The following is a 19,435-nucleotide window of genomic DNA, read 5'->3' on the forward strand; positions in this document are numbered from 1 at the left end:
GTTGCGAGCAATAATCGGCAGGCACAAATGTCATCAATTGCTGATGACATTTGTCATTGAATGTAGGTGAGTTTTGTCACCTACATTTGTTTTTATACATTAAATCAGCTGGATAACTGATTTTAGGCGTTTAATACTAGGTGACTAATGTAGGCTAAATAGCACACCAGCAATAGGCTGCCTTCACGGCGGCCAATGCGATAACCTGTCCAAGCAAACGGCAGTAATATCGCTGCGAGCATCAACATCACTATCAGATCGAGTGTGGATAATGATTGGCTTGATATCGGTGCAATCAATGCCGTAACACCCAAAATACCTAAAATGTTAAATAGGTTAGATCCCACCACATTGCCAATGGCAATATCACTCTTTCCGCGGCGTGCCGCCACCACCGAAGTCGCTAACTCTGGCATGCTGGTACCTATGGCCACTACCGTTAAGCCAATCACCACTTGGCTGATACCCAACACGGTGGCTAGCTCCACAGCGCCATCAACAAACAGTATGCCGCCTCCCACAAGCATGGCCATGCCAACCACTATCATGGCCATGGATTGCCAAGAGGGGGTGGTATCGGTTGCGGCTACATCGCTCGGTGTCTGTGTGTCGGCTTTGAGGTAGCTCATAATGAGATAGCCAAGCAACAGACTCGACAAAATCATGCCGTCGATGAGTCCGAGGCCACCATCCCACAGTAAGGCACAGAGTAGCAGCGATGCCAAAATCATAATGGGGATATCACGTTTAACCATTTGTGATTTGACCCGAATCGGCTTAATCAGCGCAGTGATTGCCAAAATAAGCCCAATGTTGGCAATGTTAGATCCGAGCACGTTACCAATGGCTATATCGGCATTATCCGCTAAGGCCGCTTTAATACTCACGGCAAATTCTGGAGCGCTGGTGCCAAATGCCACTATGGTTAGGCCTATCACTAATGGCGTGATACCCAACTTTAACGCAATCTGACTCGCGCCTTTCACTAACGCCTCAACACCCAAGGTGAGGATGATAAAGCCAGCAATAATCGACAGAGCAATCCACATAATGTCAAATTTAAGATTAATTTAAGGGAGCGAAAGAATAGGCCGAAACGCTAAAAAGGCAACTAAAAAACGCAATAAAATGATTAATTTTTGTTTAATTTGGGCGTACAAAAAAGCACGTCTAGGACGTGCTTTTTAACTGGGGCAAATAAGTCATTGATTGCCGCTGATTATAGCTCTTCTTCCCAGCGTACTTTGGCACCACGGATACCATCAACTTTCTCGCTATAGCGCTTTTCAAGCACGTGACGTTTAATCTTTAACGTTGGCGTGAGCACGTCGTTATCTACATCCCAAGTTTCGGCCACAACCACAATGGCATCGATGGTTTCATGGGATTCGAGATTAGGGTTGATGCTGTCTAATGTCGCCTTAAGCGAGGCGCGTACTTCTTCACGAGGTTGCAATTGTGCGCCTTCTGATAGCTGCACAAGGGCAATGGGGTGCGGCAGGCCTGAGCCGATGACGCATAGCAGCTCTACGTGCGGGTCCTGTGCCAGTTTGCGCTCAATGGGCACAGGTGCAACGTATTTACCTTTGGCGGTTTTAAAGTTGTCTTTCACGCGGCCTGTGATGCTGACACAGCCATCTTGGTCGATATCACACAGGTCGCCGGTTTTGAAAAAGCCATCTTCATCAAAGCTGGCGGCCGTCACTTCAGGCTGCTTGTAGTAGCCGGTCATTAAGCCGGGGCTTTTCACCAACAGCTCACCAGTTTCAGCTCGTTTAATTTCACAGCCTTCAATAGCACGTCCTACAGAGCCAATTTTTTTAGCATCAAATGGGAAGTTGATGATGGAATAAGCGCTGTTCTCGGTCATGCCCCATGCTTCACTGATATTCAAGCCAATTTTGTGATACCAATCGATCAATGAAGGTGGAATTGGCGCAGAACCAGAACCGAGTAAGTGGCAATGCTCCAAACCCAAACCTTGGTGGATTTTTTTCTTCACGATGCTGCTAATAATAGGCACCTTGAGCAAAAAGTTAAGCTTGGCATAACCAATCTTATCGATGATGTTCTTTTGGAATAAGCTCCACAGGCGCGGTACCGAGAAAAATACCGTTGGCCTTGCACGTTGAACGTCGGCCACGAAGCTATCTAAGCTTTCAACAAAAGCCACACAGCTGCCGGAGTAATACGATGAGCCTTCAATGGCGACACGCTCAGTAATATGTGCCAGCGGCAGATAAGAGATAAGACGATCTTTCACATCTGTTTGTAAGTCGCGCACTACCGCTTGGCAGGTCCATGCATAGCTGCCATAGGTTTGGATTGCACCTTTAGGTTTGCCGGTTGACCCTGACGTGTAGATCAGCGTCATGGTGTCGTCTGCTTCAGGGAACTTGGCATCAACCAGAGGTTGACCCAGCTTGAGTAAGCTGTCCCACTGGTATTGTGCTGGCATCGTATCGTAAGGCATGGCTAAACGCAGGATATCGCCGCCAACACCGGGCTCTTGGTCAGCCCAATAATCGAGTTTACCAATAATAATGGCTTTGGCTTCGCTGTGCTCCAATACGTATTTAATGGTATCGGCATTCGCGGTAGGGTAAATCGGTACACTGATATAGCCGCCATGCATTAAGGCTAAATCGGTAATAAACCATTCGGCACAGTTTTTAGATAAAACCGCGACTTTGTCGCCAGGCTGTAAACCTAAGTGTCTGAGGGCGCCGGCAAGCTGTTGCATTTTTTGCTGCACATCTTGCCAAGTGAAATCAACATACTGACCATTTATGGGCTGTCTAAGGTAGATACTGTCGCCTTGCGTATCGACCCACCGGGCAAGCATCTCTACTGGGGTTTTGATTGCTGAATCCATCTGATCTTCCATATTTGTTATTTTTTATTGTTCACTCAGCTGAGCGGGTAGTCTTGTTGTTTAGATTGATATTTATTACGGGTAATCAATATGAGTATGGCGAATAAAAGAAATGATGACAATTGATTTGCAGGACAAAGCCCTGAATTGTCATCATAGTGTTATAAATGACAGCCAGATGTAGTGGGGCTGTAAGGTAGGCTTCAACACGCTCAAGGTAGGTTATTACTGCATAAAGTTAAGCCACTACTGAGCAAAACACATAGTGGCTTAAAAGATAAAAAACATGGGCTTTAGCCTGCTAACGTAACAGCAAACCCGCATATTGCATGGGCAAGACTGCTTTATATGCTTTGAGTGCCTATTCAGGCTCGGCGTTCGGGTCTGGCGCGCGCATGCGCTGCCACCAATCTTCATTAGCGGCAATTTGCCCTTGCTCGTCTACTCGTGGGTAAGGAATACCTTTGCGGCGACAAGCTTTGGCATAGATAGGATGGCCTTGTTCAAAGAGCATTTTTTGGCAATAGGCATCATCTAGGGTGCGTTTACCGTACATGCCAGCAATTTCCCGCTGGCGCTGAGCTTCATACATAATGAGTGCAGATGCCACCGAGACATTCAGTGACTGCACCATGCCGATCATTGGAATAATAATGTGTTGGTCAGCGATCGCGATGCCTTCTTCACTGACGCCGTCGCGCTCGTTACCCATAATAATTGCTGTGGGTTTGGTGTAGTCAATGTCACGAAAGTCGACGGCTGTGTCGGAAAAGTTAGTGGCCAACACTTGCATGTTTTGTGCATCAAAACAGGCTTTTGCTTCACTCATGTGATAGTGCTTTTTAGTGCCAACCCACTGCTGACTGCCAGAAGCGGTGTTGCCCGATACGCGCATATCAATGTCGGGCCAAACCGCATGGATTTGGTGGATGCCCACGGCATCGGCTGTGCGGACAACCGCGGCAATGTTATTGGTTTTATGAACTTTATCTAAACAGATAGTCAGGTCGGTTTGACGATTGTCGAGCATCTGATTGATGCGCTGTAAACGTTCGGGGCTCATAGTCTTTTAATTCAGTGTGGTCAACAAGTTGGGCTAACAGTAACGAGTAAAAATAACAAAGGGCGCTTATGCGCCCTTTAATACTGAGTGTTAGGCTTTATAGCTCTAACACGCCGTCCATTTCGACTAGCGAATCTTTAGGCAGTTGCTTAACGCCAATCGCTGCACGGGCAGGGTAAGGCTGGCTGAAATAACGACCCATAATTTCGTTAACCGTCGCAAAGTTGCTTAGATCGGTCATGAAGATGTTGAGTTTAACGATGTCGTTTAATGAACCACCTGCGGCTTCACAAACGGCAGTTAGGTTGTCAAACACTTGCACAACTTGTGCTTCAAATTCATCGCTCACCATCTCCATTGTTTGTGGATTTAGTGGAATTTGACCTGATAGGTAGACAGTGTCGCCCACTCTAACAGCTTGAGAATAAGTGCCGATAGCTTGCGGGGCTTTATCGGTAGCGATGATTGTTTTTTCAGCCATGAAACTCTCCGTTATTATCTTCTGCGATTGCTTATCGATTGCGAGATGTACGCAAAACTTCTGGCAATACGCGGATACGACGCATCACGTTTGCCAAGTGAATTCGGTCGGTCACCGAAATTCGTAAATTAATCAAGAACACTCGGCCGTCACGCTCCTCGGTACTGAGGTTGTGAATGTTCGAGCCTTCTGCCGCCACAATCGAGGTGATTTTTGCTAACGCACCTTGGTGGTTAACAATTTCTACCCGCAGGTTGGCTTGGAATTCAACGCCTTCAGCGTTATCCCATTGTACTGGAATATATTTATCTGGCTCGCCTTGGTAGCCACGAATATTAGCGCAGCTTTCCATGTGCACCACTAAGCCTTTACCTGGACTTACATGGGCAATCACCGCATCACCCGGAATAGGGCGACAACAGTTCGCGAATGAAACCAACATACCTTCAGCGCCACGGATTGGCATCATGTTGGATTCTTTATGTTCGTGCTGTTCGACTTCTTGGTCGCCACGTAAACGCTGAGCGACAACAATGCTCATGGCGTTGCCTAAACCAATATCTGCTAGTAGATCATCTAAGGTGTCATGCTTAGTATCGGCGACAACCTTCTCGACCTGTTTAGGATCAATATCTTCGATATTATTCTCACCCAGCGCATGGTTGAGTAAACGTTTACCGAGGATAACCGCGTCATCCTCTTTAAGACTCTTAAGCAGGTGACGAATTTTAGCGCGGGCTTTACCCGTTACCACAAAGTTAAGCCAAGCCGCATTAGGCCTAGCGCCCTTAACGGTAATAATTTCGATGGTTTGCCCTGAAATCAGCGGCTGACTCAATGGGTAGGCTTGGCGATTAACGCGCGCGCCTACGCAGGTGTTACCCACATCTGTGTGAACTTCATAAGCAAAGTCGACCGGTGTTGCGCCAACGGGCAATTCTAGAATTCGCCCTTCTGGGGTGAAGACATAAATTTCTTCTGGGAACAGCTCAGTTTTGAAGTTTTCTACAAACTCAAAAGAGGTGCTGGCACTTTGCTGCAGCTCTAACAAGCTTTGCATCCACTTGCGCGCACGCACTTGGGTTGTGGTGCCTTGGTCTTGTGAGCTTGAACCTTTATACAGCCAATGTGCTGCCACCCCTTTATCGGCCATTTGATCCATATCTTCGGTACGGATTTGAATTTCAACCGGTACACCGTGGGGACCAAATAGTGATGTGTGCAACGACTGATAACCGTTGGCTTTAGGAATGGCAATATAATCTTTAAAACGGCCTGGGCGAGGTTTATACAAACCGTGCATTGCACCCATAACGCGATAACAAGTATCGACCGAGTCGACAATTACGCGGAAGGCGTAAATGTCCATCACCTCTTGGAACTGCAACTCTTTGTTGCACATCTTGTTGTAGATGGAGTAGAGGTTCTTTTCGCGGCCCTTAACGGTGCCGACTAATCCGGTATCTTCTAGGCGGGTATGGATGGCCGCTTCAATGCCTTGGATCAGTTCTTTACGATTACCCCGTGCGGCTTTGACCACTTCTTTTAATACGCGATAGCGCATGGGGTAGTAGGCTTGAAAGCCTAAATCTTCAAGTTCAGTTTTAATGTTGTGAATACCTAAGCGATTGGCAATCGGTGCGTAAATCTCTAAGGTTTCACGGGCAATACGGCGACGTTTATCAGGGCGAAGTGCCCCAAGGGTGCGCATATTGTGGGTGCGGTCAGCCAGCTTGATAAGAATGACTCGGATATCTTGGGTCATTGCCATCATCATTTTGCGGAAGTTTTCCGCTTGGGCTTCTTTCTTGTCTCTGAACTTGAGCTTGTCGAGTTTAGACACGCCTTCAACCAATTCGGCAATCGATTCACTGAATCGTTCGGCCAATTCTTCTTTGGTTACCGGGGTATCTTCAATCGTGTCGTGGAGCAGGGCAGCCATCAGCGTCTCATGATCGAGACGCATGTCTGCCAGGATGCGGGCTACCGCAACCGGATGGGTAATATAAGGCTCGCCACTGGTGCGCATCTGACCTTCATGGGCATCACGCGCCACCTGATAGGCCTGCTTGAGTAATTCTACCTGCTCAGCTTCTAAATAGGCTGACGCAGACTCCCTGAGACCTTCAAACAGATACAAAGTGGCGGCACTCCTTATATAGTGTTGCGGCCTTCAGCGATGGCAGCAACAGCAGCAATTTCAGCTGCTTCACGTTCGCGGACAGTTTGACGCTCGTCGGCATCAAGGGTGTCAGCAGTCACTAAACCTAGTTCGATTTCGCGAAGTGCGATAACGGTTGGCTTATCGTTCTCTTCTTCAACCATAGGGTCTTTACCCTGTACAGCGATTTGGCGAGCTCGACGAGCTGCAACCAAAATCATGTCAAAACGGTTGCCGATTTGTTCTACGGCGTCTTCTACAGTTACGCGAGCCATCAGATGGAACTCCAGTATTTATGGGTGAAAAAATGACGCAAAATTGTACACTATGACAGTTAGTCTGCCAACAGATCTTTAAGCATATCATTTTGAGCCTGAATTTGGCTAGCACCAGTAAGCCGTTGGCTGCGAATAATCGCCTTTAAATCTACCTGTGCTTGTTCAAAATCGTCATTAACGATGATGAAATCGTACTCGTTGTAATGGGATATTTCTGAAGTTGCTTGCGCCATGCGGCCAGCAATGACTTCAGCAGAGTCCTGCCCACGGCCGGTTAAGCGGCGCTCTAGCTCCGCTTTTGAGGGCGGTAAAATAAATACCCCAATGGCTTCTGGCATCATCTGTTTAACTTGCTGTGCGCCTTGCCAATCAATGTCGAGGAAAATATCGACACCTTCAGCCAGTTTAGCTTCAATCACTTGGCGTGAGGTGCCGTAATAGTTGCCAAACACTTCGGCCCATTCAAAAAAGGCACCTTGCTCAATTAGCGCTTTAAACTCATCAACCGACACAAAATGATAATGCTCGCCATTGTTTTCACCATTACGTGGCTGGCGTGTGGTGTGTGATACCGACACCTGCATATCAGCGGGCTTATCTTTTAAGATTGCAGAAAGGAGCGACGATTTGCCGGCGCCACTTGGCGCTGAAATGATAAAAAGGTTGCCACGAGCGGTCATGGTGCGGAGTCCAAAGCTAGAAATTGATAATAGCGGCCCATTATACCTCTTGGCTGATCTATTGAGCTAGTGTTAGGGCAAAAATTTATCAATTGCTTGTTAGTCGAGCTTACGCTTTACATTGTTATCTATCAATTTGCATGATAATTCACCGGATTAAGCGTGGTGACTAGGGCGCGTTAGCAGTATATGGTATAAAAACAGCCAAGATGGGGCTTATTATCTGCTAGTGCATTAATCTTCAGCTCAGCTCCATCAGGTTTAATCGACTTTTCCATGCATGTTTTAGGTGATCGCTGTTATGCATTTTAAATCGCTGCTTTGTTTGACCGGTACTGATAGCCAATTTCGCTTTATGGCGATTAATGCTTTGGCTTATGTGGTGCTATTAATTACCACTAGCTTTATTGGCGCCCATATTGGCACCCTGGTTGTAGCGTTACCGGTTATTGCGCTGGTTGTTTTGAGCGCTAAACGCCGCGTTAAGCATGTGGCTCACCCTGCTTGGTTTATCTTATTGCCGGCATTGCCATTGCTACTGTTTTGGAGTGCGCTGGCATTTGATGCCAGTATGGGGTTTGTCGTGGTCAGCGCCCTGTTAGGTGTGGCGGTGTCGCTGTTAACCCAAGTGGTGTTACCTGCCACCAAATCTGTGAAATTTGACCAGTTTGGTTACGCTGGCCCTCATAATCATTCAACGCCATCGGGAAGCAGCACTGAGCGTCGCCGAGTAGAACCCACACTAGATGGTGAGGTAACAGAGGTTACTGAGGTTAATTTTGAGGCGAGTGAGGCAAACGCTGACTCATTGGATAGCCTTAAAGAGGCCGAAGCGGCGCAAATCAATTGGCAAGCACTTGCAGGACGTTGGTCAGCGCTGTCAGCTGTGAAACAGAAAATGCTGATGATTAGCAGCGCTGCGCTTGTGGTGCTAGTGGTTGTATTGAGCCTTTTAAAACCTAGCGAGCAGGTTGAAACTTTGGCATCGGAGCCCGTTGAGCCGCAATCTATAGAACCTGTAGCATTTCAGGCTGATGCTAAAGCAGATATGCCCGATGGATTTAGTGTGATTTTGTTCGATGGCGCAGTGCTGCTTGAATGGCTGGGCGAGCGCGGTGCGCCGCAACAGTTATGGTCATTGGCAACGGCTAAAGGCGACAGAACTTGCCAAGCCATGGAGTTTAATAATGGTGCCAGCTATCGGCCGATTAATGTAGAACTGCTGCCAAGTAGCGCCACTCAGGCGCGGTTTTCACCGTTGGATACTCAGGCCATCATTACCGATATTGCCATGCGCGGAAATTTAAAGCTGTGTGGCTATCAGTTTAGCCTTAAAGGCAGCCAAGCAGCACTGGCTAAAAGTGCAGGCTTTATCGACTACTTATAAGTCGCGCTAGCATTTATGCTGTTAAGTTATTAGACTGCTGGGCTTGCTTGTTAGCACTGTAATGGCGTAGCAGTATGCCGTTGTAAGCTAAACCGTGAGGTGACTAGCGCTGCATAAACCTTGGTTGAAGCGCCTAAGTACAGCAAGTTAATGATTAATCGAAAATAAGTTAATGGCGCAAGATTAAATGTCTCAACACTTTATGCCTAAATGCGGTGGCTTAACCTTAGTGATTATGGCCGCAGGCATGGGCAGTCGCTTTGGTGGCGACAAGCAGCTTGCTCAACTTGGCCCCAATGGTGAAACCTTATTGGCTTTATCGGTACGCGAAGCCATAGCAGCCGGTTTTAGCAAAGTGGTGTTAATTATCCGTCCTGAGCTGGAACAAGAACTCAAATCCAGTTTAGCGCCGATGTTTGCTGGGCAAATAGCAATTGCATTTTGCTATCAAGCGATGGATGACTTGCCCGATGGCTGGCAACAGTTTATTGCAAATACCGAGCACAGAACTAAGCCTTGGGGCACTGCCCATGCGCTGTGGTGTGCTCGTCACCATGTATCTGGGCCAATGGCGGTGATTAACGCGGATGATTATTACGGCCAAGATGCATTTAAGCTATTAGCCGCAGGATTTAAATCTGCACCGGAACAGTGGCAAATGGTGGCGTATCGTTTGCGTAATACCTTGTCTGAACACGGCGGCGTTAATCGCGGGATTTGCCAGGTTGAAAATGGCGAGCTGCGTTCTGTGCAAGAATGGTTGAACATTCGCCCGACTTTGACGTCTGATACATGTAGCGGCGAGTTTGCAGGTCAAGTAATGCAACTGTCAGCCGATGCGCTGGTATCTATGACCTGTTGGGGCTTTACCTGCAGTATTTTTTCGGTGCTAGAGCAGCAGTTGCTGGCTTTTGTTAGCGCCAATGCCAATAGTGCCACTGCCGAATGTTATTTACCTTCTGTGGTGCAAAGCGCCATGGACGGAGCAAAAGAAACACGTGATGTGTTTAAAATAGGGGTTAGCACAGCAACCCAAACATGGTTGGGTGTGACCTATCCTCAGGATGTGGCTGAGGTAAAACAAAAATTAATGGAGTTGTTGGGTGATTGATTTTATAAAGCAGCATGTACTGCCGAATTTTGGCATTGAAGTTGAGGCCAAAGTGTCACCGCTAGGAAATGGACATATCAACGATACCTTTCTTGTACGCGGCCAGCATGGTGAAATGGTGCTGCAGCGTATCAATACCGAGGTCTTTAAAACGCCATTTTTCTTGGTCAACAACGCGCAAAAAATTGCTCAACACTTACGCGATAAACGCCAGCAAGCTGAGTACCAACTTAAAGTCGTGTCGCCGCTCACGACTCAAGCTAATGAACTCGCCATAGATTTAGGCGACAAGGGTTTTTGGCGAGCGATCAATTACCTACCCAACAGTCACAGTATTGATGTGGTAGGCGACGAGCAACAGGCCCAAGCCGCAGCCAAAGCTTTTGGCCACTTTTCGCAAGCATTGAGTGATTTTGATGCTGAGCAAATTGAAGATGTGATCCCACAGTTTCATCACTTACCTGGGCGTATAAAGCAGCTTGAACAGGCGGTGGCAACCAATAGCAAACAGCGCTTAGCTGGGTGCCAAGCTTGGGTTGATTTTGCCCTGACTCAACAAAGTTTATTGCAAGAACTGGCGGATATTGAGCCACAGCTACCTAAACGTATTTGCCACAATGACACTAAAATCAACAACATGTTGTTTGATAAGCGTGACATGTCGAGTCTAGCAATTATTGACTTAGATACCTGCATGAAAGGGCATTTGATGTATGACTTTGGCGACATGGTACGTACCTTTTGCTCGCCAGAAGAGGAAGACTCAACCAACCTCAGTAATGTGCAGGTGCGCGAAACCATTTTTGCTGCGATATGCCAAGGGTATTTGAGCGAATTAAGCAGCATTCTTACCAAGGCTGAACGTCAAAGCTTATGGCTGGGGGCTAAAATTATTTGCTTGATGATTGGCGTGCGCTTTTTAACTGATCATCTTAATGGCGATGTGTATTTTAATATTCATCATGAAAACCATAATTTAGAGCGCGCTGCCAATCAGTTTACCCTGTACAAAAGCCTGCTTGAAAACCAAGCGGCACTGCAACAACACTTAAGCTAGTCGAGCACACGCGTAACGTAACCGGCACTACAGTGATTAACGCACTGAGGTGCCAGTCACTCAGCACTATTTGCTGAGTTAATCGTTCCTACCGGAGTCGCAGCCATGTTGGCCAATCTTTTAATGCTTACACCGCTGTTATTAACCTTAGTGTTGGCTTTGGTATTACGCCGAACGTTAGTGGCCTTAGGCGTGGGTATTGTTTCTGGCGCCCTTATCTTAAGCAGTTTTAATCCACTCGAAAGCATTCACTATTTATCGAGCACGGCTTGGCAGCAATTTTATGCCAACGGCCAACGGCCAATGGCAAGCGTGGCATTTAAATGTGCTGGCGGCGATGGTGCTGTTAGGGGTAATGACGCAATTGCTGGCCCGAGGCGGCGCAGTTAAATCTTTTGCTGACTGGTTGTATCATCGCATTCAAAGTGGCCGCCAAGCACGCATTGGCGTAGTGCTGCTGGGTTGGGTGGTATTTATTGATGGTATTTTTAGTTGCTTAGCGGTGGGCCATGTATGCCAGCCATTGAGCCAGCGTTATCAAATGAGCAAAGAGCAAATTGCCTACCTGGTGGACTCTAACGCCTCGCCGTTATGTTCGTTACTGCCTTTTTCAAGCTGGGGGCCGTATGTGATGGCGATTTTGGCCGGCATTACCCTGCTGCCGTTATCACCGCTTGAGTCCTTTATTGCCATTGCTCAGCTTAACTTCTATGCCATTACGGTGATTGTGTTGTCATTGCTGATAGCGTGGTTTGGTATTGGTTTTACTTACCCTAAATCGGCGAATGCAGAAACCTCGCAATCAGCTATAGAGGATGCAAATCATGCTGATGCGTCTACAGAAGTGGCCGCAGGCAGTCCGTGGTTATTGGGTGTGCCCATGGCGAGTTTGTTGTTAGCATCCATTGGTTTCACCTTGTGGTCGGGCGCGGCTAATGCCACATCAAACGAGCTTGCAGCATGGCTTACTGCGGCAGATATTGGTGCCGCCATGCGTGATGCCTGTTTGCTAGCCACAGGTATTGCAGTGGTGATGTTAAAGTTTGCCGGGCGAAGCTTAACCCACCTGCTAAGCGATACCGTGGCAGGCATTAAAGTGATTAGCTTTGCTATCGCTATTTTACTGTTTACCTGGATGATTGGTGCTGTTATCGCCGATTTAGGTGTGGCTAAGCTGCTGGCCAGTTGGGCCGAGCAATTTATATCGAGCCACATTTTGGTTGCGGGCTGTTTTGTACTGTGCGCGGTGATGGCGTTTACCACAGGCTCTAGCTGGGGCACCTTTGCCATTATGATCCCCATTGGTGCTGAAATTGCCCAGGCGGTAGATCAAACTCTAATGTTGCCAGTACTCAGTGCGGTAATGGCTGGGTCAGTATTTGGTGACCATTGCTCACCCATATCAGATACCAGTGTGATCAGTGCCACCAGTTCGGGCTGTGCGCCCCATGCCCATGTAGTGACTCAGCTGCCGTTTGCCATGATTGCCGCGCTGAGTGCGATAGTGGGCTTTCAGGCAATCAACTTAGGTTTAGCGCCACTATGGAGTTGGATAATGGTGTTATCGGTCGCAGCGGCGCTGTTATATGGCTATCAACAATTAACGACAAGCCGAGCAGCTCGCTTAGCCAGCGCAGCCTAATTGGCTTAGGTTTGTGTGGTTGGCCTGCTATGCAGGCCAACTATATGGGCTAACTTTACGGGGTAACTATACGGACTAACTATACGAGTTAGACTGAAAGATCTACGCGTCGTGTTAGGTCTATATTACAAAGCCTAGCAAGAGTGCGATTATGTTTGCCCCAATCCTCCAAACGTGTAGTTTGTCATCTCGTCAAAACTGGCGGCAGTTTAGTGTAAGCAGCGCGCGAGCGTATTTATTGGTGCTGCTTTGCAGTGGCTTTTTGATGTCCCAGCCATTGCGAGCAGCCTCGCTAGGCGAATTTAATCAACAAAGCAGTGTTTATCGACCTTATTTTGTTGAGCTTTATACCTCACAAGGTTGCAGCAGTTGTCCACCTGCAGAGCAATGGCTATCAAGCTTTCGTGACCATCCCCAGTTGTGGAAAACCCTATTTCCGTTGGCGTTTCACGTAAGCTACTGGAACTGCATCGGCTGGAAAGACCCCTACAGCAAACGCGCGTTTAGCCAGCGCCAATATGATCATCTTAACGCCAAAAACACCGGCCAAGTCTACACCCCACAGTTTGTGATTAACGGCAAAGAATGGCGCGGCTGGTTCGACCGTGAACTCGGTGATGTATTTAACCAGCCACCAGAAAAAGTTGGCGTACTGTCAGTCAGCATTAAAGCCAAATCCGCACAGGATAAAGCCGAAAATACAGCCACAGCCACAGCTACAGATACTGCCACAGGCACCGCAGGCACGGCCTTACATCTACAAGCCAGTTTTGAACGCTACAGCGACAATCAAAGTAGCAAGACCGCAAACCAAAGCAGCAACCAACAAGCAAGCACGGTTATCAACGACGAAAGCCCCATAGAACTGCATCTTGCTTTGGTCGGCACCGGCTTTACCACTAACGTCACCCGCGGTGAAAACCGCAACAAAGTACTAAAGCATGACTTTACTGTGCTGCAGCATCAAGTGTTTACGCCACATACCACTAACCCCAGCCATTTTAGCGGGGAAGTGACCATCGACAACAAGCACTCAGGCAAAGCAGAGAAACTCGTGTGGGTAGCATGGATAGTGCAAAACCACAGGCCGATACAGGCGGTAGGTGGGCTGTAAACTAGGCTGTATGTGCTTATGAATTGTCTGAGCAGAGCCGTGTCACAGCCATGAGGATTGAAGGCAGCAACACGATAGTAGTGTATAGTCCAATAAGAAAACCAGCACTCGCTCCATAATTTATTAGTAAAATACATAAGACCAAAGCGACAACATTCAATGTGAGTGTGTAACCGATAAATGCTGGGTTGAGCTTTTTCATGTGTCAAAATCCTTGTCGATACATTGTTATCTTTTTACCAGTGTTTATCATAGTTTATGGTGTAATGACTTAATACAAGTTTTCAAAAATAGTATTATAGTCGCTTCTCAATAGTTGCTTAGTTGCTTAGTTGCTTAGTTGCTTAGTTGCTTAGTTGCTTAGTTGCTTAGTTGCTTAGTTGCTAAGTTCTTTTGGTTGTATTTTTTCTTAGAAAACATGCGCTAAGCAGTGATTGTGCGGCGAGGGGGCTTAAGGTATGTCATCATTTTCAAGCCCCTTAACCTAGTTTATCAGTTTGCTCTCTTTTCTGATTTTTACGGCTTCATCAATTCTTGATTGCATTAGCTTCGCTACTGCTGTGAAAACAGGTACAACAACTGAATTGCCAAATTGGCGGTATGCTTGTGTATCAGATACAGGAATTATGAATTCGCTTTTCCCGGGCTCATCAAATCCCATTAGTCGAGCACATTCTTTTGGCATTAGTCTGCGGGGCCTATTCTTTTGGTTTTCTGGATTAGAAAAATCAAGTTCACCTAATTCTTTATTCCAGCCTTGGTCAATTAAAATTTCTGAACCATCTTTATGGTAGCGGGCAGATAATGTTCTAGTTATTACGTCAGGCTTTTTCGGGTCGACTAAACCGTAGCCAAAACCGTTGCCTTTAGCTTGATGTTTTTTCGCGTATTCGTATAGATATTCCCATAAGCGAGGTGTCAGGGTATATTTTGCTTTTTCGGCCTCCGTAAGGCTATTAAGAAGGCTCTCAAAGGAAGGGGTATGCTCAGGAAACATAATGTTTTTTAGAGTGAAACCATTAGCAATATTTAAATCACGTTTGAAACCAACTAGTACAATTCTTTCTCTGTGTTGAGGAAGAAAGTTTTTGCCGTCAATAATTTTTGGGTCCTTACTTCCTGAACCTTCAAAGTCTATATCTGCTACGTCATAACCTAATTCATCAAGTGCCTGAGTTATTACTTTGAAAGTATTACCCTTATCATGACTTTTCAGGTTTTTTACGTTTTCCAATACAAATGCACTTGGTTGTCTTGCTTTAATTATTCGGCACACATCGAAAAATAAAGTGCCTTGAGCTTCGCATTCGAAACCGTGAGCTCTTCCTAGAGAATTCTTCTTAGATACCCCAGCAAGTGAGAAGGGTTGACAAGGGAAGCCCGCGAGCAGGACATCATGCTCTGGAATATTATCTCGTATGTTTTTTGCAGCAACAGTTTCAGAAATGGTATCACTGTCTTCTGTTAGAGTTATTGTACGTATGTCTTGGTTAAAGGAATGGGCAACCGGGTCACTATAGTAATTAGCTTTATAGGTACGGACTGCATATTTGTTCCATTCGCTAGTAAAAACACATTGACCGCCGATAGATTCAAAGCCCTTTCTTATCCCACCTATTCCTGCAAATAGATCTATAAATTTAAAGCTAGGATTGTCATAGTGTTTGGGACGCTTGGGCAAAAGGTCATTTAAAATTCGGAATTCTTCAGAAGTAAGTTGTTTATCTGATTTCCCTTTTAGAATGCGATTGATTGTTTCTCTGCACCAGTCATTTTCAGTCCACGGATTTAGTTTGGCTGCTATTTGTTTTTGATCGTAAATTTCTAAAAGTTTAGTAAGTAGTTCAAGTGTTTCTTCGTTACTAGCCATGGAGTGCTTCTTTACAAAATCTGAGGCCTAATACTTTATCACTCGTTTGACCCAGAGTACAGCTGAGTACTGTATAAAAACACATGTCAAAGGATGTTAGTGATAACTAGTTGTTGATATGAATAGAGTAGTAGTATTATTTTTATAAGTAGATAAAAATAAATGATAATCTTATGGTTGTTATTATATAAGGGTGGTGGCTTTGTACGAGACATTAGAAGATATTTTTGAAGCTGTAGCGGTCAAATACCTAAAAGCCGTTGATGTAAAGAGAGGCAACAATAACAAGAAGGGCTCAAACCAACATGAAATTGGCGGGTTAGTTAAGGCTGGATTTGGACGAAAGCTTGGCTTCCCTATTGATGGTAAAACCCTAAAATTTGCCGCTAAGATGGTATATATTTCTGATGATGAAAGTGAACCCATTGTTTGTGAAGACACCGTTTCTTGGTACGACACCCGCTATAAAGACCCTCTAAGGGGGGCTGAATATAGACTTTATTATCATGATAATGAAGTTACACAGAGCTTTAGAGAAGATGACTTTTTGTTGATTGCCCTTACAAAAGAGCAAACATTGCTGCTTGTTTTTGCGCCCAAAGGTAGTTCCGCAGAGGTTCAACTCAAAAGCATTTTTGGTGCTTTGAATCTTGATATAGATACAGCTTTAATAAATGTACCAGTCAAAGAAGCCTCTTTGGTTATTCCTGTGCGAATAGTATTAGCTCAGCTTGGAATAGATGTTAGTACTTCAAAAGTAGATGATGAAAGTAAGCTTACTGAGCTACTTAATCGGTTTGATTCAAATTTCCCCAAGACTCGTGTTTTTTCTGAATATTCACGGAAACTAGTTCAAAGTGAGGTTTGTGCAGTTGAAGCGCCAGACCAAACTTTACTTGCTTGGATGGAAGCTGAAGAGCAAAACTTCAGGCTACTTGAAAGGCACATTGTATCTGAACAGTTGAAGCTAGGGTTCGGAGGCTCAGGGCATGATGTTGATGCTTTCATCAAATTTTCTCTTAGTGTTCAGAATAGAAGGAAGTCTCGAGTTGGGCATGCTTTTGAAAATCATATAGAGGCTATCTTTATAGCAAATAACCTTTCTTATAAGCGTGGTGGAAAGACTGAAGGTAAGCAAACTCCAGATTTTTTATTTCCAAGCCAAAAGGCATACCAGAACAAGCGGTTTGATGAGAGAAAACTGAGAATGTTAGGTGCTAAAACATCATGCAAAGACCGATGGAGACAGGTACTAGCAGAAGCAAAGCGCATAGAGACAAAGCACCTATTAACGTTGGAACCTGCTATTTCAGAAGAGCAAACTACACAAATGGTGCACTTGAAACTTCAGTTAGTTGTTCCAAAGCCTCTTCATGAAACATATACACCTAATCAGTTAGGGTATTTGCAGACATTTAAAAGTTTTATCGATGAAGTTCAAGCCATTTCGGGTTAAACCGAGTTAAAAGGTTGCATTTGTCTAGGGAATAAGAAGAGCCTAAATATTAGGTAAAGGATAGTTTTTTAGGTTATGGTATCTCCCCCCTGAAAGCCTAGAAATTTCATGGCTTCTAATATTTTTCACCAGCCTGCTATCACAAGCGTCCCAATACTTATTCCACGTTCTGGATTTACCCAAGCATTTTCTCAATCAGTACTTTAAGCTCTACTGCTGCGGCAGTGACTTCAGCGCTGATAGATTTAGAGGCTAAGGTGTTAGACTCGCGGTTGAACTCTTGCATCATAAAGTCTAAACGGCGGCCTTGGGCGCCACCTTTTTTAAGGATGCGGCGAGTTTCTTCAACGTGGATATTGAGTTTTAACTATCATTTTAATGCCTATAGCGTGTTGTTTTTTGTTTAACGCTTATAGCGTGTAATTGTTGATTTAACGCCTGTAGCGTGTAATTATCGTTTTAACGCTTATAGCGTGTGAATCTTGTTTTAACGGTTGTGGCGTGTAAACTTGGTAATAGCGATAGGGTTTATAGGTGGGAAATAATGAAGGTGACTAATTCAAAACAGCTTGCTGTGTACCTTAAAGATGCGCGACTCAATATGCAGTTGTCGCAAAGCAAGGTAGGTAAGAAGGTTGGTATTCGTCAGGATACGGTTTCAAATTTTGAACAGAACCCAGATTCCACTAAATTGGAAACATTGTTTAAGATTTTATCTGCTTTAAACCTTGAGCTAGATATTAAGGTTAGAAATCCTGAACTGGTGTCGACGCTGGTTGAAGATAAACACATCCCCACTGACGATGAATGGAAAGAGGAGTGGTAATGGCTGTTCTTGATGTTTATATGAATGGCTATTTTGTGGGAGAGTTGACTAAATCTGCTACAGGTTCCCATCTATTTAAGTATGCTGCGCGATGGTTAAATACGTCAAATAGTCGGCCTATCTCTTTATCTATGCCGTTGCAAAAACAGGCCTATAAGGGCGATGAGGTTTATAACTTTTTCGATAATCTACTGCCAGATAATATTGAGGTGAGAAACAGAATTGTTGCTCGCCATAATGCGCAATCGACACAGGCGTTCGATTTATTAGCGAAAGTTGGGCTAGACAGTGTAGGGGCATTGCAGTTCATTCCCCATGGACAAGTCGCTTTCGATGTTAAAAAAATTGAATCTAAGCCTTTATCTGATGCGGCATTGGAAAAAGTATTGAAGGGGTATCAGTCTGATATCCCGCTAGGTATGCTAGCGGATGAAGATGATTTTCGAATCTCTATTGCCGGTGTCCAAGAGAAGACAGTTTTACTCAATCTCGATGACCAATGGCAGTTGCCAATTAATGCCACACCCACGACGCATATCATTAAGCTACCTATTGGTGAGATACAAAGTCATTCGCATACTATCGATATGTCTGACAGTGTTGAAAATGAGTACCTATGCATGATGATTGCGCGGGAGTTTGGTTTAGTTATTCCGCAATGCTCAATCATTAAAGTGGGAGACATTAAAGCGCTTGCTGTAGAGCGTTTTGATCGTAAGTTGTCGAGTGATGGCAAATGGATTATGCGATTACCTCAAGAAGACTTTTGCCAGACATTGAATGTTCCTTCTGCTAAAAAATATGAAAGTCATGATGGACCGGGGATTGCACAAATAATGCCTTATTTATTGGGCTCTATAACCCCAGAGCGAGATAGATATGATTTCATGAAATCTCAGGTGCTATTTTGGCTGCTCGCTGCAACCGATGGGCATGCGAAGAACTTTTCATTGTTTATTGAGGCGGGTGGCGGATATCGATTAACTCCCTTTTACGATATTTTGTCTTTATATCCAGCCATTGGTGGCAAAGGTGTAAATATCCGTAAGGCAAAATTGGCAATGGGACTTAAAGCAACCAAAGGTAAGGAATATCGGATAGCGCAGATCTTCCCAAGGCACTTTATCCAGACCGCTAGGGCGGTTGGGTATGATACTGACGAAATGGTTGCTATTTTGCTTGAGATTGCAGATACAGTTGATTTTGTGATTAATCAGGTTCAAAAGCAGCTACCGAATGATTTTCCAGCGCATATCAGTGACCCAATACTTGAAGGTGTAAAGCAAAGAGCAGCAAGACTGACGGTTGAAAATGTTCAAGGAGCCTGGAAGTAGAATGAAGAGCGGGCTGCGTCAGCGTAAACTTATCTTTCTCTTATTTATCTAACAAAAAGCCCAGCATTTGCTGGGCTTCACATCTTTACCAATCCACTTT

Annotated in this window: 15 protein-coding genes and 2 pseudogenes; 8 read left to right on the forward strand and 9 right to left on the reverse strand. The window is 45.3% G+C overall.

What is annotated here, in order from left to right:
- Positions 1-122: 122 nt before the first annotated feature.
- The 7 genes from L865_RS0112015 to gmk all read right to left on the reverse strand — a co-directional run bounded on the left by L865_RS0112015 (position 123) and on the right by gmk (position 7,538).
- The gene (locus L865_RS0112015) at positions 123-1,049 is read right to left on the reverse strand and encodes a calcium/sodium antiporter (protein ID WP_028773467.1); all 927 of its coding nucleotides are present in this window, start codon (positions 1,047-1,049) and stop codon (positions 123-125) included.
- A 170-nt stretch (positions 1,050-1,219) separates the two neighbouring features.
- On the reverse strand, positions 1,220-2,875 hold the full coding sequence (locus L865_RS0112020) for an AMP-binding protein (protein ID WP_028773468.1): 1,656 nt from the start codon (positions 2,873-2,875) through the stop codon (positions 1,220-1,222).
- A gap of 361 nt (positions 2,876-3,236) precedes the next feature.
- Positions 3,237-3,938: a tRNA (guanosine(18)-2'-O)-methyltransferase TrmH gene (trmH, locus tag L865_RS0112025; protein WP_028773469.1), complete on the reverse strand. Its 702-nt coding sequence runs from the start codon at positions 3,936-3,938 to the stop codon at positions 3,237-3,239.
- A gap of 97 nt (positions 3,939-4,035) precedes the next feature.
- Positions 4,036-4,419, reverse strand: a complete 384-nt coding sequence (locus L865_RS0112030; RefSeq protein ID WP_028773470.1) for a RidA family protein — start codon at positions 4,417-4,419, stop codon at positions 4,036-4,038.
- Between the two features lie 31 nt (positions 4,420-4,450).
- Positions 4,451-6,559: a bifunctional GTP diphosphokinase/guanosine-3',5'-bis pyrophosphate 3'-pyrophosphohydrolase gene (spoT, locus tag L865_RS0112035; RefSeq protein WP_028773471.1), complete on the reverse strand. Its 2,109-nt coding sequence runs from the start codon at positions 6,557-6,559 to the stop codon at positions 4,451-4,453.
- A gap of 14 nt (positions 6,560-6,573) precedes the next feature.
- Positions 6,574-6,855: a DNA-directed RNA polymerase subunit omega gene (gene rpoZ / locus L865_RS0112040; RefSeq protein ID WP_028773472.1), complete on the reverse strand. Its 282-nt coding sequence runs from the start codon at positions 6,853-6,855 to the stop codon at positions 6,574-6,576.
- A gap of 59 nt (positions 6,856-6,914) precedes the next feature.
- Positions 6,915-7,538, reverse strand: coding sequence for a guanylate kinase (gene gmk, locus L865_RS0112045; protein WP_028773473.1), 624 nt, complete (start codon positions 7,536-7,538; stop codon positions 6,915-6,917).
- 301 nt (positions 7,539-7,839) lie between these two features.
- Here gmk and L865_RS0112050 point away from each other — a divergent pair, with 301 nt between their 5' ends.
- From L865_RS0112050 to L865_RS0112070, 5 genes and pseudogenes are all read left to right on the forward strand, one after another.
- Positions 7,840-8,925 (forward strand): hypothetical protein, encoded by a 1,086-nt coding sequence (locus tag L865_RS0112050; protein ID WP_028773474.1) that lies wholly within the window; start codon positions 7,840-7,842, stop codon positions 8,923-8,925.
- A gap of 187 nt (positions 8,926-9,112) precedes the next feature.
- On the forward strand, positions 9,113-10,036 hold the full coding sequence (locus tag L865_RS0112055; RefSeq protein WP_028773475.1) for an NTP transferase domain-containing protein: 924 nt from the start codon (positions 9,113-9,115) through the stop codon (positions 10,034-10,036).
- Entirely contained in the window at positions 10,029-11,093 is a 1,065-nt protein-coding gene (locus L865_RS0112060; protein WP_028773476.1) for a phosphotransferase enzyme family protein, read from the forward strand. Before L865_RS0112055 ends, L865_RS0112060 begins: the two co-directional genes overlap by 8 nt.
- A 105-nt stretch (positions 11,094-11,198) precedes the next feature.
- Positions 11,199-12,735 (forward strand): annotated as a pseudogene (locus tag L865_RS23655) (Na+/H+ antiporter NhaC family protein).
- A 265-nt stretch (positions 12,736-13,000) separates the two neighbouring features.
- Positions 13,001-13,849 (forward strand): DUF1223 domain-containing protein, encoded by an 849-nt coding sequence (locus L865_RS0112070; protein WP_037471074.1) that lies wholly within the window; start codon positions 13,001-13,003, stop codon positions 13,847-13,849.
- Between the two features lie 484 nt (positions 13,850-14,333).
- On the opposite strand, the gene dcm is transcribed toward L865_RS0112070, so the two are convergent.
- Positions 14,334-15,719, reverse strand: coding sequence for a DNA (cytosine-5-)-methyltransferase (gene dcm, locus L865_RS0112075; protein WP_028773478.1), 1,386 nt, complete (start codon positions 15,717-15,719; stop codon positions 14,334-14,336).
- Positions 15,720-15,921: 202 nt separating this feature from the next.
- On the opposite strand from dcm, the gene L865_RS0112080 reads away from it, so the two are divergent.
- Positions 15,922-17,175 carry a type II restriction endonuclease gene (locus L865_RS0112080; protein WP_028773479.1) on the forward strand — a complete coding sequence of 418 codons (1,254 nt, stop codon included), beginning with the start codon at positions 15,922-15,924 and terminating at the stop codon, positions 17,173-17,175.
- A 175-nt stretch (positions 17,176-17,350) separates the two neighbouring features.
- On the opposite strand, the pseudogene L865_RS25075 reads toward L865_RS0112080, so the two are convergent.
- A pseudogene (locus L865_RS25075) lies at positions 17,351-17,539 on the reverse strand (endoribonuclease YicC domain-containing protein); the annotation flags it as partial.
- 180 nt (positions 17,540-17,719) lie between these two features.
- On the opposite strand from L865_RS25075, the gene L865_RS0112090 reads away from it, so the two are divergent.
- On the forward strand, positions 17,720-18,001 hold the full coding sequence (locus L865_RS0112090) for a helix-turn-helix domain-containing protein (RefSeq protein WP_028773480.1): 282 nt from the start codon (positions 17,720-17,722) through the stop codon (positions 17,999-18,001).
- Positions 18,001-19,335, forward strand: a complete 1,335-nt coding sequence (locus L865_RS0112095) for a type II toxin-antitoxin system HipA family toxin (RefSeq protein ID WP_028773481.1) — start codon at positions 18,001-18,003, stop codon at positions 19,333-19,335. The genes L865_RS0112090 and L865_RS0112095 overlap by 1 nt, the downstream gene beginning before the upstream one ends.
- Positions 19,336-19,435: the final 100 nt, after the last annotated feature.

Source organism: Shewanella waksmanii ATCC BAA-643, from assembly GCF_000518805.1.
GTDB classification, from domain to species: Bacteria; Pseudomonadota; Gammaproteobacteria; order Enterobacterales; family Shewanellaceae; genus Shewanella; species Shewanella waksmanii.

What these genes read in the sequence shown, in the direction of transcription:
- L865_RS0112015 (WP_028773467.1), bottom strand. Translation starts at nt 1,049, where the DNA reads ATGTGGATTGCTCTGTCGATTATTGCTGGCTTTATCATCCTCACCTTG.
- L865_RS0112020 (WP_028773468.1), bottom strand. Translation starts at nt 2,875, where the DNA reads ATGGATTCAGCAATCAAAACCCCAGTAGAGATGCTTGCCCGGTGGGTC.
- trmH (WP_028773469.1), bottom strand. Translation starts at nt 3,938, where the DNA reads ATGAGCCCCGAACGTTTACAGCGCATCAATCAGATGCTCGACAATCGT.
- L865_RS0112030 (WP_028773470.1), bottom strand. Translation starts at nt 4,419, where the DNA reads ATGGCTGAAAAAACAATCATCGCTACCGATAAAGCCCCGCAAGCTATC.
- rpoZ (WP_028773472.1), bottom strand. Translation starts at nt 6,855, where the DNA reads ATGGCTCGCGTAACTGTAGAAGACGCCGTAGAACAAATCGGCAACCGT.
- gmk (WP_028773473.1), bottom strand. Translation starts at nt 7,538, where the DNA reads ATGACCGCTCGTGGCAACCTTTTTATCATTTCAGCGCCAAGTGGCGCC.
- L865_RS0112050 (WP_028773474.1), top strand. Translation starts at nt 7,840, where the DNA reads ATGCATTTTAAATCGCTGCTTTGTTTGACCGGTACTGATAGCCAATTT.
- L865_RS0112055 (WP_028773475.1), top strand. Translation starts at nt 9,113, where the DNA reads ATGTCTCAACACTTTATGCCTAAATGCGGTGGCTTAACCTTAGTGATT.
- L865_RS0112070 (WP_037471074.1), top strand. Translation starts at nt 13,001, where the DNA reads ATGTCCCAGCCATTGCGAGCAGCCTCGCTAGGCGAATTTAATCAACAA.
- dcm (WP_028773478.1), bottom strand. Translation starts at nt 15,719, where the DNA reads ATGGCTAGTAACGAAGAAACACTTGAACTACTTACTAAACTTTTAGAA.
- L865_RS0112090 (WP_028773480.1), top strand. Translation starts at nt 17,720, where the DNA reads ATGAAGGTGACTAATTCAAAACAGCTTGCTGTGTACCTTAAAGATGCG.
- L865_RS0112095 (WP_028773481.1), top strand. Translation starts at nt 18,001, where the DNA reads ATGGCTGTTCTTGATGTTTATATGAATGGCTATTTTGTGGGAGAGTTG.